Consider the following 14,520-nt stretch of genomic DNA (forward strand, 5'->3'; position numbering starts at 1 on the left):
TCCGGGCTCGTGGGCTCGGAGATGTGTATCAGAGACAGGACCGAGTGCGGGCGTCCGGTCGCCAGCAGTGCGGCGGAGAGCCGCAGGGTGTGCGCGGCCACCACGTTGTCGTCGGCGAGACCGTGCACCAGCAGGATCGGCCGGGCCTCGTCGGGGGCGCGCACCGGCTCCCGGGCCAGTTCGAGCAGTGAGTGGTGGGCGTACACCTCGGGACTGTCCGAGGGCATCCCGAGGTAGCGCTCGGTGTACGCGGTGTCGTAGAGCGTCCAGTCCGTGACCGGGGCTCCGGCGATCGCGCACCGGAACAGGTCGGGGCGGCGCAGCACCGCGAGCGCGGCCAGCCAGCCGCCGAACGACCAGCCCCGGATCGCGACCCGGCCGAGGTCGAGATCGGGATGCTTGCCGGCCAGTGCGGTGAGCGCGTCCGCCTGGTCGGCCAGGATCACGTCGGCGAGGCGCCGGTGGATCACCTTCTCGAAGGAGGGCGCGACCCCGGGCGTACCCCGGTTGTCGATGGTGACCACGGCGAACCCGCGATCGGCCCACCACTGCCGCTCCAGCCACACGGACCGGGCGGCGACCACCTCCTGGTGCCCCGGGCCGCCGTACACGTCCAGCAGGACCGGAAGTCGGCGGCCGGCGACGTGGTTGCCGGGATAGACCACCGCGGCCGGCAACCGGCGGTCGGTGACCCGTTCGAGCGCGGGCCGGGGCGCGTACGGCGGCGTCGCCGCCGACGACCGCAGGACGCCCACCTCCCGGTCGCCCTGCCAGACCGTCCACTGACCGCCCGCCTGGTCCAGCGACCTGGCCTGCACCACCAACACGTCGCCGCCGACCACCGCGCTGTGCCAGCCCGGGTCCGCGGTGAGCCGCCGGGCGTCGATCCCGCCGGCCCCGATCGCGGTACGGATCCGGAACAGGTGCTGCTGGCTCGGCTCGCCGTTGCTTCCCTCGACCAGCAGGTCGGGGCTGCCGTTCCGGTTCGGCAACCAGCCGACCACCCGGCGGACGTAGAGCGAGGGCGGGGTGAGCAGGGTGCCGTCGGCGAACAGACACCGGGCGTCGTAACCGTCGTGTGCGAGTTCGCCGCCGACCAGCACCCGACCGTCGGGCAGGTGCCGGGGGGTGCCGGCGACCGGGTCGACCCAGCGCGGATCGGCGAGTTCGGCGTGCACCTGGGTTTCGCCGGTGCGCGGGTCGACGGCCAGCACCAGGCCGTGCTGCTGCAACCGGCGCAGCACGGTGATCAGCGGACCGGTCTCGGCCCACTCCACCGAGACCAGGTAGGGATAGGTCTCCCGGTCCCAGTGCACGTCGACCCAGCCGCCGTCGAGGTCCAGCAGATGCAGACTGACCTCGGCGTTCGGCCCACCCGCCCGGGGGTACGCCACCGAGCGCGGCGGGCTGGCCGGATCACCGGGATCGTGCAGGTGCCAGCGGGGCAGCCGCGACTCGTCGACCCGGGCGGCGAGGATGGACCGGCCGTCCGGCGCCCACCAGTAACCTCGGAACCGGTCGAACTCCTCGGCCGCGATGAACTCGGCCAGCCCCCAGGTGACCCCGGCGTCCTCGCCGGCCAGCAGGGTGTCGGTGCCGTCGTGCTCGACCACCCGGAGCTGTCCGATCCGCCCGGTACCCGCCGCGTCGGCCCCGCTGGAGGCACCGCCGTTGCCGCCAGTGCCGCCGTTGCCGCCGGTGCCGGCCGGCTCGGCGGCGTGGGACGTGTCGGTGACGTACGCGAGGCGCTGACCGGTCGGATCCGGACGGGGATCGACCACCGGACCGGCGACGGCCACCTCGACCACGTCGCCGTGGATCAGGTCCGCCCGGAACAGCCGTCCGGAGACGGTGAAGACGGCCACCCGGGCCGCCGGGTCGGTCGCGTACTGGGCGATGCCCGAGGCGCTCAGCCGGAGCCGTTCCCGCAGTGCCTGCTCCGTCGAGTGCGGGGCGGCGGCGGTCGGGTCGGCGGGGTCGGTTCCGTCCGGTAGTCCGGCAAGGGGTCCGGGGTCGCCCTGCATCGCGGCCGGGCCCACGCCGGTCGGAATCCGGTCGATGTCGCCGTCGGCGGTGCCGTCTGGGCCGTCGGGCCCGAGCAGTCCGGCGGGATCGGCGACGAGTCGTTCGGTGCCGGACGCGACATCGAACTGCCAGAGCGCCTCGACCGGGTCGGTCGGGCCACCGGAACGGAGGAAGAGGACCCGTGAGCCGTCGTTGGCCACCGTCACCGCCCGCGGCGCGCCGCGGCTGAAGCGGCGGGTTCGGGCAGCCAGCTCCGGGTAGTCCACATCGTGATCGTAGAGCCGGGCGATCGATGATGTGGCCGAGCCGGCTATCGCGTGTCAGTCAGATGGCCGTAGCCAGCCGCTAACTCTCCGGGTATGTCGACTAACTCCCTGGACACGGAATGTCGGGCCCCGCCGCGTAAAGTGGCCCGGGTGACGAATCTGGCCGCCTCAGCCGACCTCGCCGGTCCTACCGACCCGTCGGGTCCGATCGACCCGTCCGACGCGTCCGACCCGGCCCGGACGGCTCCGGAGCCACCCGCTCGGCGGCTGATGCTGGTGCACGCACATCCCGACGACGAGGCGATCGGGACCGGCGCGACGATGGCCCACTACGCGGCGGCCGGTGGCGGGGTCACCCTGGTCACCTGCACCCTCGGCGAGGAGGGCGAGATCCACGTGCCCGCGTTGGCCGGGCTCGCCGCCGCCGAGGGCGACCAGTTGGGCGGCTACCGGATCGCCGAACTGGCCGGCGCGTGCGCCGCGCTGGGCGTACGGGACCATCGGTTTCTCGGCGGTGCCGGGCGGTACCGCGACTCGGGCATGATGGGCCTGGCCACCAACGACCATCCACGAGCCTTCTGGCAGGCCGATCTCGACGAGGCGGCGGGCTACCTGGTCGAGATCATGCGTGAGGTACGGCCGCAGGTGCTGGTCACCTACGACCCGAACGGCTTCTACGGGCACCCCGACCACATCCAGGCGCACCGGGTGGCGATGCGCGCGGCGGAACTGGCCACGGCCGAGGGCTTCGGCCCCGCCAAGATCTACTGGACGGCGATGCCGAAGAGCGTGCTGGAGGCGGGCCTGCTCGCGTTCGCGGACTCGGCGGACAATCCGTTCGCGGGCACGGACCAGGCCGACGAGCTGCCGTTCGGTACGCCCGACGCGCAGATCGCGGCCCGGATCGACGGCACCGACCACCACGCCGCCAAGGAGGCGGCCATGCGGGCACACGCGACCCAGATCCCGGACAACTCCTGGCTCTACTCGATCGCCAGCAACTTCGGCGGTGAGTTCATGGGCGTGGAGTACTACACCCTGGCCGCCGGAGCCAAGGGCCCGGGCTCCGGGCCGTACGGCTGGGAGGACGATCTGTTCGCCGGCCTGTCCCTGCCAGCCGGATTCTCCACGGTGCCGTCGGATTCCTCCGACGGCAACCCGGCGGTGGTGCCGACGCCCCCGGTCGGTACACCGGCGGAGGCGGGCGCACGGTGACCCTGCCGAGCCTGCCGAGCCTGCCGATGTCCGCGTCGCCGGAACTGAACCCCGACCTGCCGCCGGCCGGCCGGCCCGCGGTCCTGACCGCGCTGGACGTCGTGCTGAGGGTCGTCGGCGGGTTGGTCGCGGTGGCCGGGGCGGTGGTAACCGCCGTTCTGGAGCTGATGCTCGCCACGCTCCGGGTCGGCGGCGTGCTGGTCGGGGTGTCGGCGCTGTTAGCGGTCCTGGCCAACGTGGCGCTGGGCTGGTTCGCGCCCCGGGCCGTCGGCCGTCGGTGGGCGTTCGCGCTGCCGGCCATCGTGTGGTTCATGCTGATGGTGGTGGCGGCCGGGGGCACCTCGGAGGGGGACGTCCTGATCGCCAACAACAACTGGGTAGGGCTGGCGATGATCTTCGGCGGTTCGGTGGCCTTCGCGGTCATGGGGTTCCGGATGATCATTGCGCCACGCGGTGCCGAGCCAGGGCTGGGCCGGCGCTGACCTCCATGCCGGGGCCGTAGGGTATTCGCACCATGGATCCACTCAGCGACGGGTGGTAGAACTCTGTGGCAAGAATGCCCCAACGACGGTGGGGCCCTACGCCAAGAGGACGTGCGATGAAGGAGCGTTGGCTGCCGGTCGGAGTGCTCGCGGGTGTGCTGTTCGGGATCAACGTGCTGGCGCGACTCGTCGCCCGGTTCGCCTTTGGTGACGACACCGAACTGCAGGACCGGCTCTCGCTGGCCATGTTCGCCACGATCGGGCTGGTCCTGGCGACCCTCGCGTTCATCCGGGGGCAGCGCCGTCCCCTGCCGGACTGGGGCGGGGAGATGGCGCTTTCCGTGCTGATCGCGATGGTTCTGACGATCTTCGTCGGGCCCTTCATCAGCGGGAGCCAACCGTTCGGCGCCGGTGCCGGCGCATTCTTCTCACAGATCTGGCTCTACGCCGGCTTCACCGCCGGTGGCGTACTGCTGGGCTACCTGCTGCTGACCGCGCTCGGTCGGGACTACCGGTCACGGTCGCTCAAGCGTTTCGCGGAGGCCAAGCAGGCGAAGCCGCGCCGCGTCGTCCGGCGCTGACGACGGCGCTCCGGCCGGGGTCAGTGCGGCGCGACCCGGGTCTGGTAGGTGTGGTGCGTGGTGAACCCCAACCGCCGGTACAGCGACACAGCGGCCTCGTTCCGCTCCTCGACCTGTAGGAAGGCACCGGTCGCACCCGCCTCGACGGCCCACTCGGCCAGGGCGCGGACCACGTGCTGGGCGAGACCCTGGCGCCGGGCCGCCGGAACCACCTCGATCAGGCTCAGCCCCAGCCAGCGCCCCTGACCGGTGACCGTGCCCCGAGCCACCGCGACCAGTTCCCGCCCCTCGCCGGACCGCCCCTCGCCGGCCCGGCCTTCGGCGGATCGGCCTCCGGCGCCGGTCGGCTCCGCGTACAGGTGGGCGAAGCGGACCTGGTCCACGGCGGTGAGCACGTGCTGCGCGGCGGCGGGCAACTCGGTCGCCGGCAACGGGGCGGCCCCTCGCCCGTGCGCCTGCTTCGCCTTGCGGTTCGCGGCCAGCCCGAACCAGCCGGCCGACGGCGTGTCCGCCAGCTCCACCGCGGGGACATCCGTCCTGGCCGGCGCCGCGTCCAGGATCGCCGTCAGCGGGACGGTCTGCACCAGTACCAGCGGCCGGGTGGTCCAGCCACGCTCGTCGAGGGCCGCGCCGACCGGAGCGGCCAGTGGGAGGGGAACGTTGACCAGTGCCGGCTGGCCCCGGTCCGCGTACCAGTGCTCCACCGCGTCGATCGCGTCTTCCAACGGGCGGTCCGGGTCACCGATCGGAAGGGCCGAGTTCGCCCGGCCGGTCCATCCGTCGGCGGCACGGAGCAGCCAGTCGCCGAGCCGCTCCCGGACCGGAGCGGGCCACGCCTCGTCCGAGGCCAGTTCGAGTTCGATCACCGCCGTCGCGCTCGGGCGCCTGGCCGGCGGCACCCGCTTGGCCCGGTGCACCTCGCCGAGGGGTACCCGCAGCGGCCCGTGCGCGGTGGCCAGCGTGAGATGGGTCTCGGTCAGGTCGACAAGCTCGCCGAGAGCGTCGGTGAACAGGGTACGACCGCTCTGATTTCCGACAATCCGCCGAACCACGATCCGGTGTCCCACATCCCGCCGTCCGAGCACGATCGACCCCCTCCCCGGCGACATACTAGGCTCTTACCGTCGCGGTCGATCGCGGCGTGGCTTGCGGAGGAGAAGATCGGTGACCTACATCATCGCCGAGCCGTGCGTGGATGTGCTCGACAAGGCATGCATCGAGGAATGCCCGGTCGACTGCATTTACGAGGGCAACCGGATGCTCTACATCCACCCCGACGAGTGCGTCGACTGCGGGGCGTGTGAGCCGGTCTGCCCGGTAGAAGCGATCTTCTACGAGGACGACGTACCGGAGCAGTGGAAGGACTACACCACTGCGAACTACGAGTTCTTCGAGGACCTCGGTTCGCCGGGTGGCGCCTCGAAGACCGGGAAGATCGAGAAGGACACCCCCTTCATCGCGGCCCAGCCGGCTCGGGGTGAGCACTGAGCCCCGAAACACCGGCTCCCGGCCGGGCGTCTGACGGCGCTCCGGCCGGCCGTACCGGCAACCTGCCCGACTTTCCGTGGGACCTGCTCGTACCGGCCAAGACCCTGGCCGGACAGCACCCGGACGGGATGGTCGACCTCTCGATGGGTACCCCGGTCGACCCGGTGCCCGCGTCGATCCGGGCCGCCCTCGCGGCGGCCTCGGACGCGCCGGGCTATCCGCTGACCGCCGGCTCCCCGGCCCTGCGCGCGGCCCTGACGAGCTGGGTGGCTCGGGCCTGCGGGGCCGAGCCGGACCTGGTCGGGGTGTTGCCGACGATCGGCTCCAAGGAGCTGGTCGCCTGGCTGCCCACCCTGCTCGGGGTCGGCCCCGGCGACGTGGTGGTGATCCCCCGGGTCTGCTACCCGACCTACGCGGTCGGGGCGAGGCTGGCCGGTGCGGAGGTCGTCCGGGCCGACTCGCTGACCGCCGTCGGGCCGGATCCGAGGGTACGACTCGTCTGGGTCAACTCGCCGTCCAACCCCACCGGACAGGTGCTGCCCCCGGCACACCTGCGCAAGACGGTGGACTGGGCCCGCGAGCGCGGTGCGGTGGTCGCCAGCGACGAGTGCTACCTCTCGCTGGGCTGGGAGGAGACACCGACCTCGGTACTGCACCAGGACGTCTCCGACGGCGACTACTCGAACCTGATCGCCGTGCACTCACTGTCCAAGCGATCCAACCTGGCGGGCTACCGGGCCGGCTTCGTCGCCGGGGACCGGGCGATCGTCGACGCCCTGCTCACGGTGCGCAAGCACGCGGGGATGATCATGCCCGCTCCGGTGCAGGCGGCGATGGTCGCGGCGCTCGACGACTCCGAGCACGTGGCCGAGCAACGGTCCCGGTACGCGGCCCGGCGTGAGGTGCTGCGGGACGCACTGGTCAAGGCGGGTTTCGAGATCGGGTACTCGGCCGCCGGCCTCTACCTGTGGGCCACCCGCGACGAGGACTGCTGGACGACGGTGGACTGGTTCGCCCAGCGGGGCATCCTGGTCGCGCCGGGCGAGTTCTACGGCCCCGCCGGCAACCGTCACGTACGGGTAGCGCTCACGGCCACCGACGAGCGAGTGGCAGCCGCAGCAGACCGCCTTGCCGGTTAGGAAGGGCCCCCGCTTATCGTTTTCGGCGGTGGAAGGGCCCCCTGTTAACCGATCTGGTGGCAGGCGACCGGTGCGGGACGGCGCCCGGCGAGGAAGGCCCCGGGCGGTACACCCATCAACCGGCGAAATTCTGCCGTCAGGTGCGACTGGTCGTAGTAACCGGCACCGTCGGCGAGTTCCGCCAGCCGCCCCGGCCGGGCTCGGGCGAGTACGCCGCGTACCCGGTCGATCTGTACGAAGTGCCGGGGCGAGACGCCGACCGCCTCGTCGAACAGGTTCCGCAACTGCCGCTCGCTGACGTGCAGCCGACGGGCAGCCGCGCGTACCGGCTCAGGACGTCGGCCGGGGGCGGGGGAGAGCAGGGCGGTCGCCCGGCGTACCAGATCGCTCTGCCGGACTTGGGCCACCGGCCGGTCCGACAGGTACCCGGTAAGCGCCTCTGCCAGTGTGGCGACCAGGTCCGTCGGCTCCACGTCGCCGTCCGGTCTCTGCAGCAACCCGCCCAGCATCCGGACGAACCGGTCCGCCGGACCACCGAGGAAGGCGCGTGCCGGCACCGCCTGGTCCACCAGGTCCCGCGCCGGCCGTCCCAGCAGCAGGTGGGCCCGCCCGGGATGCAGGCGTACCCGCAGGCACGGCGGTGCCGGCCGGTGCAGGTGGTACCCGGCCCGGGTGCGGGGTCCCAGCACCACGAACTCGGACCGGCCGTCCGGCGCCCACCGCCAGACGAGCGAGGTGGCGTGGTCGGGCTGGTCCACCACGATCCGCTCGACGGGATCCGGATGCCGGTCGGCGGCCGGCCGGGCGAGGTCGATCCCGGAGACCAGCGTCCGTAGCGCTGGCGGCAACAGCGGGGGGCGTACCGCGATGATCTCCACCGGTCCAGGGTAGGGCGGTCGGCCCGGCCCGCCGCCGGCCTGCGGCCGACCGTGCCGAAACGTCCTAGTAGCCGGGTACGGCACCCTGGCACCGTCGTCGGCATGATCCTCGTTACCGGTGCCACCGGCACCATCGGAAGTTCCGTCCTGCGACTGCTCCGCGACCAGGGCGGACCGGTCCGGGCGATGTCCCGGACGCCCGCCAAGATCACCGCCGCAGCCCAGGCCTCGGGCTCGGTGTCCGCCCTGGGCTCGGGCTCGGTGTCCGCCCTGGGCTCGGGCTCGGTGTCGGCCTCTGCCGCCGCAGCCCCGACCGAGGTCGAGGGCGAGGGCGAGGTCGAGGGCGAGGTCGAGGGCGAGGGCGAGGTCGAGGTGGTTCGGGGAGACTTCGACGATCCGGTTTCGTTGCGCCGGGCGGTGGCCGGCGTCGAGGCCGTCTTCCTACTGACCGCACCGGTTTCGCCGACACCCCGGCACGACCTGGCGCTGGTCGAGGCGGCGCGCGCGGCCGGGGTGGCTCGGATCGTGAAGCTCTCCGCGATCGGCACCGGGGAGCGGTTCGGTGCCGATCAGGTCGTCGGCGACTGGCATCTGGAGGCCGAGCAGGCGGTCCGGGCCGGCGGCCTGGCCTGGACCCTGCTGCGTCCGTCGAGCTTCGCCTCGAACACCCTCGGCTGGGCCGGCGCCATCGCGGCGGGAACCCCGGTGCCCAACCTCACCGGTGCGGGTCGGCAGGGGGTGGTCGACCCTCGTGACGTGGCCGAGGTGGCCGTGGCCGCGCTGACCTCGGACGGGCATGTCGGCCGGACGTACACCCTGACCGGGCCGGCGGCGATCAGCGTGCCCGAGCAGGCCGAGGTGCTTGCGGATCTGCTCGGCCGCCCGATCGGCACGATCGACCTGATCGAGGAGGCGGCCCGGCAGCGACTGACGGCCGCGGGACTGGAGCCGACGGCGGTCCGGGCGGCGTTGATCGGCTCCGCCTGGGCCCGGGCCGGACGCAACGAGACCGTCACCGACGACGTGCCGCGCATCCTCGGCCGCCCGGCCGCCACGTTTCGCACCTGGGCCCGGGACCACCGCACCGCGTTCGGCGTCGTCGCCGGCGGATGAGGCGTTAGGAGGGGACCCTTCTTCTACAGAAAACGATAAGAAGGGGCCCTTCCTTACACCTCTGACGCTTGACGTGGCGGCAACACAGTCGCAACGATGTATGTACATTTCTCGCGTTCCCCGGCCGGCCCAGCCGGGGTGGCGTACCCCCGTCAGGGGCGTGAAACGGCGCGCACGCCTGTCCGTTGTTGACAGGAAAGGACTCCGTCCGTGCGCAATCCAATGCGATCATGGCTCGGTGCCGCACTGAGCCTGCTGCTCGTCCTCGTCGCGGTGGCGGTGACGCCACCGGCGGCCAGTGCCGCCCCGGCGTTCAGCGTGCTGGTCTTCTCCAAGACGGCCGGGTTCCGGCACGGGTCGATCGGACCCGGGATCACCGCCATCCAGCAACTCGGCACGGCCAACAACTTCGCGGTCGAGGCGACCGAGGACGCCGGTGCGTTCACCGACGCGAACCTGGCCCGGTTCGACGCGGTGGTCTGGCTCTCCACCACCGGTGACGTGCTGGACACCGCGCAACAGGGCGCCTTCCAGCGCTTCATCCAGGCCGGCAACGGGTACGTCGGTGTGCACGCCGCCTCGGACACCGAGTACGACTGGTCGTGGTACGGCGGGCTGGTCGGGGCGTACTTCGCCTCGCACCCGGCACCACAGCCGGCGACGGTCAAGGTCGCCGACCGGTCGCATCCGTCGACGGAGACGTTGCCGCTGCGGTGGAACCGCACCGACGAGTGGTACAACTTCCAGTCCAACCCGCGCGGCAGGGTGCACGTGCTGGCCACCCTGGACGAGACGACGTACACGGGCGGCGGCAACGGGTACGACCATCCGATCGCCTGGTGCCACAACTACGACGGCGGCCGGTCCTGGTACACCGGCGGCGGGCACACCGACGAGTCGTTCGCCGAGCCGCTGTTCCGGATCCATCTGCTCGGCGGCATCCGGACCGCGGCCGGTGCGGCGCCGGGCGTCTGCGGTGGCACGGTGGACAGCACCTTCCAGCAGGTGACCCTGGCCAAGGGGGTGGCCGAGGTCGGTGAGCCGATGAGCCTGACCGTGCTGCCGGACCGGGGCGTACTGCACACCGCCCGGGACGGCACGATCCGGCACACCGACGCGGTCGGCAACACCAAGGTCGCGGGCCGGCTCGCCGTCTACACCTCGGACGAGGAGGGCCTGCAGGGAATCAAGGCCGATCCCAACTTTCCCAGCAACCGCTGGGTGTACGCCTTCTACGCGCCACCGCTGAACACGCCGGGCGGCGGCGCCCCGGCCACCGGTACGCCGGCCGAGTTCGCCGCCTGGAACGGGGTGAACCGGCTGTCCCGGTTCACCGTACGGGCCGACAACACCCTGGACATGGCGAGCGAGACGCTGATCCTGGACGTACCGACGAGTCGGGGCATGTGCTGCCACGTCGGCGGGGACATCGACTTCGACGCCGCCGGCAACCTCTATCTCTCCACCGGTGACGACACGAACCCGTTCGACTCGGCCGGGTTCAGTCCGCTCGACGAGCGGGCCGGCCGCAATCCGGCGTTCGACGCGCAGCGGACCTCGGCGAACAGCAACGACCTGCGGGGGAAGGTGTTGCGGATCAAGCCGGGTGCGTTCGGCGGGTACACGGTGCCGGCCGGCAACATGTTCGCGCCGGGCACCGCCAACACCCGGCCGGAGATCTACGCGATGGGGTTCCGTAACCCGTTCCGGATGAGCGTGGACAAGGCGACCGGCGCGGTCTACCTCGGCGACTACGGGCCGGACGCCGGCACCGCCGACCCGAACCGGGGACCGGCCGGGCAGGTGGAGTTCGCCCGGATCACCCAGCCCGGCTTCTACGGCTGGCCGTACTGCACCGGGAACAACGACGCGTACAACGAGTTCACCTTTCCGTCCGGGCCGTCGGGACCGAAGTACAACTGCGCGGGCGGGCCGGTCAACGACTCGCCGAACAACACCGGGATCCGCAACCTGCCGGCGGCGGTGCCGGCCTGGCTGCCGTACACCGGGTCGCAGCCGGCGGAGTTCACCGGCGGCGGGCTCTCGCCGATGGCCGGACCGGTCTACCGGTACGACCCGAACTCGACCTCCGAGGTGGCGTTCCCGGAGTACTACGACGGGACGTTCTTCGCCGGTGAGTTCGGCCGGCGCTGGATAAAGAACATCGTGCTGGACGAGGCGGGACGACCACTGAAGATCAACCCGTTCCCGTGGACCGGTACCCAGGTGATGGATATGGAGTTCGGTCCGGACGGCGCGCTCTACGTCCTCGACTACGGCACCGGGTTCTTCAACGGCGACGAGCACTCGGCGGTCTACCGGATCGAGTACGCCCGCAACGGCCGCGCCCCGAAACCGGTCATCGCGGCGACCCCGACCTCCGGGGTGGCGCCGCTGACCGTGGCCTTCTCCTCGGTCGGCACGCTCGACCCGGACGGCGACCCGATCACCTACGGCTGGGACTTCGACGGCAACGGCAGCACCGACTCCACCGCCCCGAACCCGACGTTCACGTACACCGGCAACGGCACCCGGAGCGCGACGCTGACCGTACGGGACTCGACCGGTCGGAGCGCGACCGCCAGCGTGGTGATCACGGTCGGCAACACGGCCCCGACGGTCCGGCTGGAGCTGCCGCTGGGCGGCCAGACGTTCAGCTTCGGCGACGCGGTGTCGTTCCGGGTGGTGGTGACCGACCCGCAGGACACCACGATCGACTGCTCCCGGGTCAAGGTCAGCTACCTGCTCGGCCACGACTCGCACGCGCACCTGCTGGCCAGCGCCCAGGGCTGCACCGGCACCCTGCGGACGCTGGCCGACGGCGAGCACGACGTCTCGGCCAACATCTTCGGGGTGGTCGACGCGGAGTACACCGACAACGGCGGCGGCGGGCAGGGACCGCTGACCACCCACGCGCAGAGCATCCTGCAACCCCGGGTACGCCAGGCCGAGCACTACTCGTCGTCGAGCGGGGTGCAGACCAGCGCCCCCGGTCAGGCGCACGGTGGCCGGGCCGTCGGGTACATCGACAACGGGGACTGGATCGCGTTCACCCCGTACAACCTGACCGGGGTGCGGTCCTTCTCGGCCCGGGTCGGCGCCAACGTCGGCGGCCACACCCTTGAGCTGCGGGTCGGTTCGCCGAACGGGCAGCTCGTCGGCTCGGCGACCGTACCGGCCACCGGCGGGTACGGCGAGTTCCGGGACGTCACCGGGAACATCACCGCGCCGGCCGGCACCTCCGCGCTGTACCTGGTGTTCCGGGGCACCGGCGGCGGGCTCTACGACATCGACGAGTTCACCCTGCTCGGCGAGGGCGGCGGCGGGCCGGGGCCGGATCCCGGGCCGACCGGCAACCTGGCACTGAACCGGCCGGCCAGCGCGTCGTCGGTGCAGGGCGCCGACCTGCCCGCCTCGGCTGCGGTGGACGGCAACCCGGCCACCCGCTGGTCGTCGGCACCCGCCGACCCACAGTCGATCACCGTCGACCTCGGGGCGTCGTACCAGCTCAGCCGGGTACGCCTTTCCTGGGAGGCGGCGTACGGCAGCGCGTACCAGATCCAGACCTCGGCGGACGGCAACACCTGGACCACGGTGAAGTCGGTGACCGGCGCCGACGGCGGCATCGACGACCATTCCGGGCTGACCGGCACCGGCCGGTACGTCCGGATCAACGGAACCGCCCGGGGCACCGGCTACGGCTACTCGCTCTGGGAGTTCGAGGTGTACGGCACCCCGTCCGGCTCGAGCGGTGGCGGCAACCTGCTGCTGAACCGGCCGGCCACCGCGTCCAGCGCCGAGGGGGCGGACGTGCCGGCCTCGGCGGCGGTGGACGGGAACCCGGCCACCCGCTGGTCGTCGGCGTTCACCGACCCGCAGTGGATCCGGGTCGACCTCGGCTCGTCCCAGGCGATCGGCCGGGTGAAACTGAGCTGGGAGGCGGCGTACGGCAGCGCGTACCAGATCCAGACCTCGGCGGACGGGAACACCTGGACCACGGTGAGGTCGGTGACCGGCGCCGACGGCGGCATCGACGAGCACACCGGACTCGGCGCCACCGGCCGTTACCTGCGGATCAACGGAACCGCCCGGGGCACCGGCTACGGCTACTCCCTCTGGGAACTGGAGGCGTATCCGAGCTGAGCGGCGGACCACGATTTCCGTTGGCACCATGGTTTCCGTTGGATTGTGGCCCGCAGCCGGCCACAGTCCAACGGGAACCGTCGGTGACCTGCGGGAGCGTCACGTCCTTGGCCCGGTCGCCCAAGACCGGCGCGGGCTACGGGTTGGGCGGGCCGAGGTAGGGAAAGTGCGGCATCAGGTCGGCGTGCGGCTCGAGGCCGGTCGGGGGGAGCGTGCCGTGGGTCAGCCAGGCGAAGCGGTAGCTGAAGACGTCGTCGATGAGCTTCCGGCCGTTGGGATAGGCGACCGGCTTGGTGCGGTCGTAGCGGAGGAGGTCGGGCAGGACCTGCATGGCGGTCTCCTTGGCCTCCTCCGGTGAGTAGCCGCCCTTGACCAGCAGCTGAGACCACGGACCCAGGTAGTTGGCCATGTCGTCGGCCGGCTGCCGGGAGTTGTACAGGTTCTTCTCGCCGTCGGGGTTGATGAACGGGTTGATGGTCGGGTTCCCGCCGCGGTCCATCTGCTCCAGTACGCCGTCGCTGCGCCGGCTGATCGAGGCCCACACTCCGATCATCGGGCCGGGGCCGAGCAGGTCGGTGGGCACCTCCAGGACGATGGCGTCGACGTTGTTGTCGGCGAAGTCGTCGTTTCCGGTCCACTTCATTCCGTGCAGGGCGCCCTCGACATCGGCGAAGAACGGGTCGCTGCGCAGCCCGACGAACAGCCGGATCTGCCCCGGTTGATCGATCATGACGGGCTGGTCCGCGCCGTCGAAGCTGATCGGGACGGACTCGGCGATCATCTGGCCGGCCGGCTCGGCCTGACGGGCGTCGGGACCGGTGGCGTACCAGGCGGTTGCGGTCTGGCGGCCGTTGTCGTACTCGGAGAACGTGAACGTGAACGCGACGTCGGCCTGCGCGTCGCCGTCGGTGTCGATGTTGATCCGGTGCACCGCGTCCGGGCGGAACTCCGGGCCGGTGGTGGCCGGTGGTATCGGCGGCGGGGCAACGGTCGGGTTCGAGTCGATGATCAGCACCGTCTTGCCGGGGTCCTCCGGCGAGGGAAACACGTACAGGTCGGTGAGTTCGAGGCGACGGTCGTCGCCGGGAAACTTGAGGTTGTCGGCGCTGAAGTGGTTGGACATCGTGGCTCCCTGGGCAGTCAAGGCGGGGATGTCAGTTGCGAAGGAGATCCAGCAGCGCCGTGTTGCC

Annotated in this window: 11 protein-coding genes; 7 read left to right on the plus strand and 4 right to left on the minus strand. The window is 71.8% G+C overall.

Annotated elements, in window-relative coordinates:
• On the minus strand, positions 1 to 2,291 hold a 2,291-nt coding region (locus tag I0C86_RS33965; RefSeq protein ID WP_196205401.1), incomplete at its 3' end, for a prolyl oligopeptidase family serine peptidase.
• 270 nt (positions 2,292 to 2,561) lie between these two features.
• Between I0C86_RS33965 and mshB the strand changes: the two genes are divergently transcribed.
• The 3 genes from mshB (at position 2,562) to I0C86_RS33980 (ending at position 4,569) form a co-directional block, all read left to right on the plus strand.
• On the plus strand, positions 2,562 to 3,506 hold the full coding sequence (mshB, locus tag I0C86_RS33970) for an N-acetyl-1-D-myo-inositol-2-amino-2-deoxy-alpha-D-glucopyranoside deacetylase (protein ID WP_196205419.1): 945 nt from the start codon (positions 2,562 to 2,564) through the stop codon (positions 3,504 to 3,506).
• 2 nt (positions 3,507 to 3,508) lie between these two features.
• On the plus strand, positions 3,509 to 3,988 hold the full coding sequence (locus I0C86_RS33975) for a hypothetical protein (RefSeq protein WP_196205420.1): 480 nt from the start codon (positions 3,509 to 3,511) through the stop codon (positions 3,986 to 3,988).
• A gap of 116 nt (positions 3,989 to 4,104) precedes the next feature.
• Positions 4,105 to 4,569, plus strand: coding sequence for a hypothetical protein (locus I0C86_RS33980; RefSeq protein ID WP_196205402.1), 465 nt, complete (start codon positions 4,105 to 4,107; stop codon positions 4,567 to 4,569).
• A 20-nt stretch (positions 4,570 to 4,589) separates the two neighbouring features.
• On the opposite strand, the gene I0C86_RS33985 is transcribed toward I0C86_RS33980, so the two are convergent.
• Entirely contained in the window at positions 4,590 to 5,654 is a 1,065-nt protein-coding gene (locus tag I0C86_RS33985) for a GNAT family N-acetyltransferase (RefSeq protein ID WP_196205403.1), read from the minus strand.
• A 79-nt stretch (positions 5,655 to 5,733) separates the two neighbouring features.
• On the opposite strand from I0C86_RS33985, the gene fdxA reads away from it, so the two are divergent.
• Both fdxA and dapC read left to right on the plus strand, forming a co-directional pair.
• Complete coding sequence (fdxA, locus tag I0C86_RS33990) at positions 5,734 to 6,057, plus strand: ferredoxin (RefSeq protein WP_196205404.1); 324 nt, start codon at positions 5,734 to 5,736, stop codon at positions 6,055 to 6,057.
• A gap of 62 nt (positions 6,058 to 6,119) precedes the next feature.
• Positions 6,120 to 7,196 carry a succinyldiaminopimelate transaminase gene (dapC, locus tag I0C86_RS33995; protein ID WP_230395246.1) on the plus strand — a complete coding sequence of 359 codons (1,077 nt, stop codon included), beginning with the start codon at positions 6,120 to 6,122 and terminating at the stop codon, positions 7,194 to 7,196.
• Positions 7,197 to 7,240: 44 nt separating this feature from the next.
• Here dapC and I0C86_RS45260 read toward each other — a convergent pair whose 3' ends face one another.
• Positions 7,241 to 8,074, minus strand: a complete 834-nt coding sequence (locus I0C86_RS45260) for a helix-turn-helix domain-containing protein (protein ID WP_323374007.1) — start codon at positions 8,072 to 8,074, stop codon at positions 7,241 to 7,243.
• A gap of 102 nt (positions 8,075 to 8,176) precedes the next feature.
• On the opposite strand from I0C86_RS45260, the gene I0C86_RS34005 reads away from it, so the two are divergent.
• Positions 8,177 to 9,187 (plus strand): NAD(P)H-binding protein, encoded by a 1,011-nt coding sequence (locus tag I0C86_RS34005; RefSeq protein WP_196205405.1) that lies wholly within the window; start codon positions 8,177 to 8,179, stop codon positions 9,185 to 9,187.
• A 222-nt stretch (positions 9,188 to 9,409) separates the two neighbouring features.
• Positions 9,410 to 13,330, plus strand: a complete 3,921-nt coding sequence (locus I0C86_RS34010) for a ThuA domain-containing protein (RefSeq protein WP_196205423.1) — start codon at positions 9,410 to 9,412, stop codon at positions 13,328 to 13,330.
• 136 nt (positions 13,331 to 13,466) lie between these two features.
• Here the strand turns inward: I0C86_RS34010 and I0C86_RS34015 are convergent, their stop codons facing one another.
• Entirely contained in the window at positions 13,467 to 14,453 is a 987-nt protein-coding gene (locus I0C86_RS34015) for a DUF4331 family protein (RefSeq protein ID WP_196205406.1), read from the minus strand.
• Between the last annotated feature and the right edge of the window lie 67 nt (positions 14,454 to 14,520).

This window comes from Plantactinospora alkalitolerans, assembly GCF_015690345.1.
In the GTDB taxonomy this organism is placed as follows: Bacteria; Actinomycetota; Actinomycetes; order Mycobacteriales; family Micromonosporaceae; genus Plantactinospora; species Plantactinospora alkalitolerans.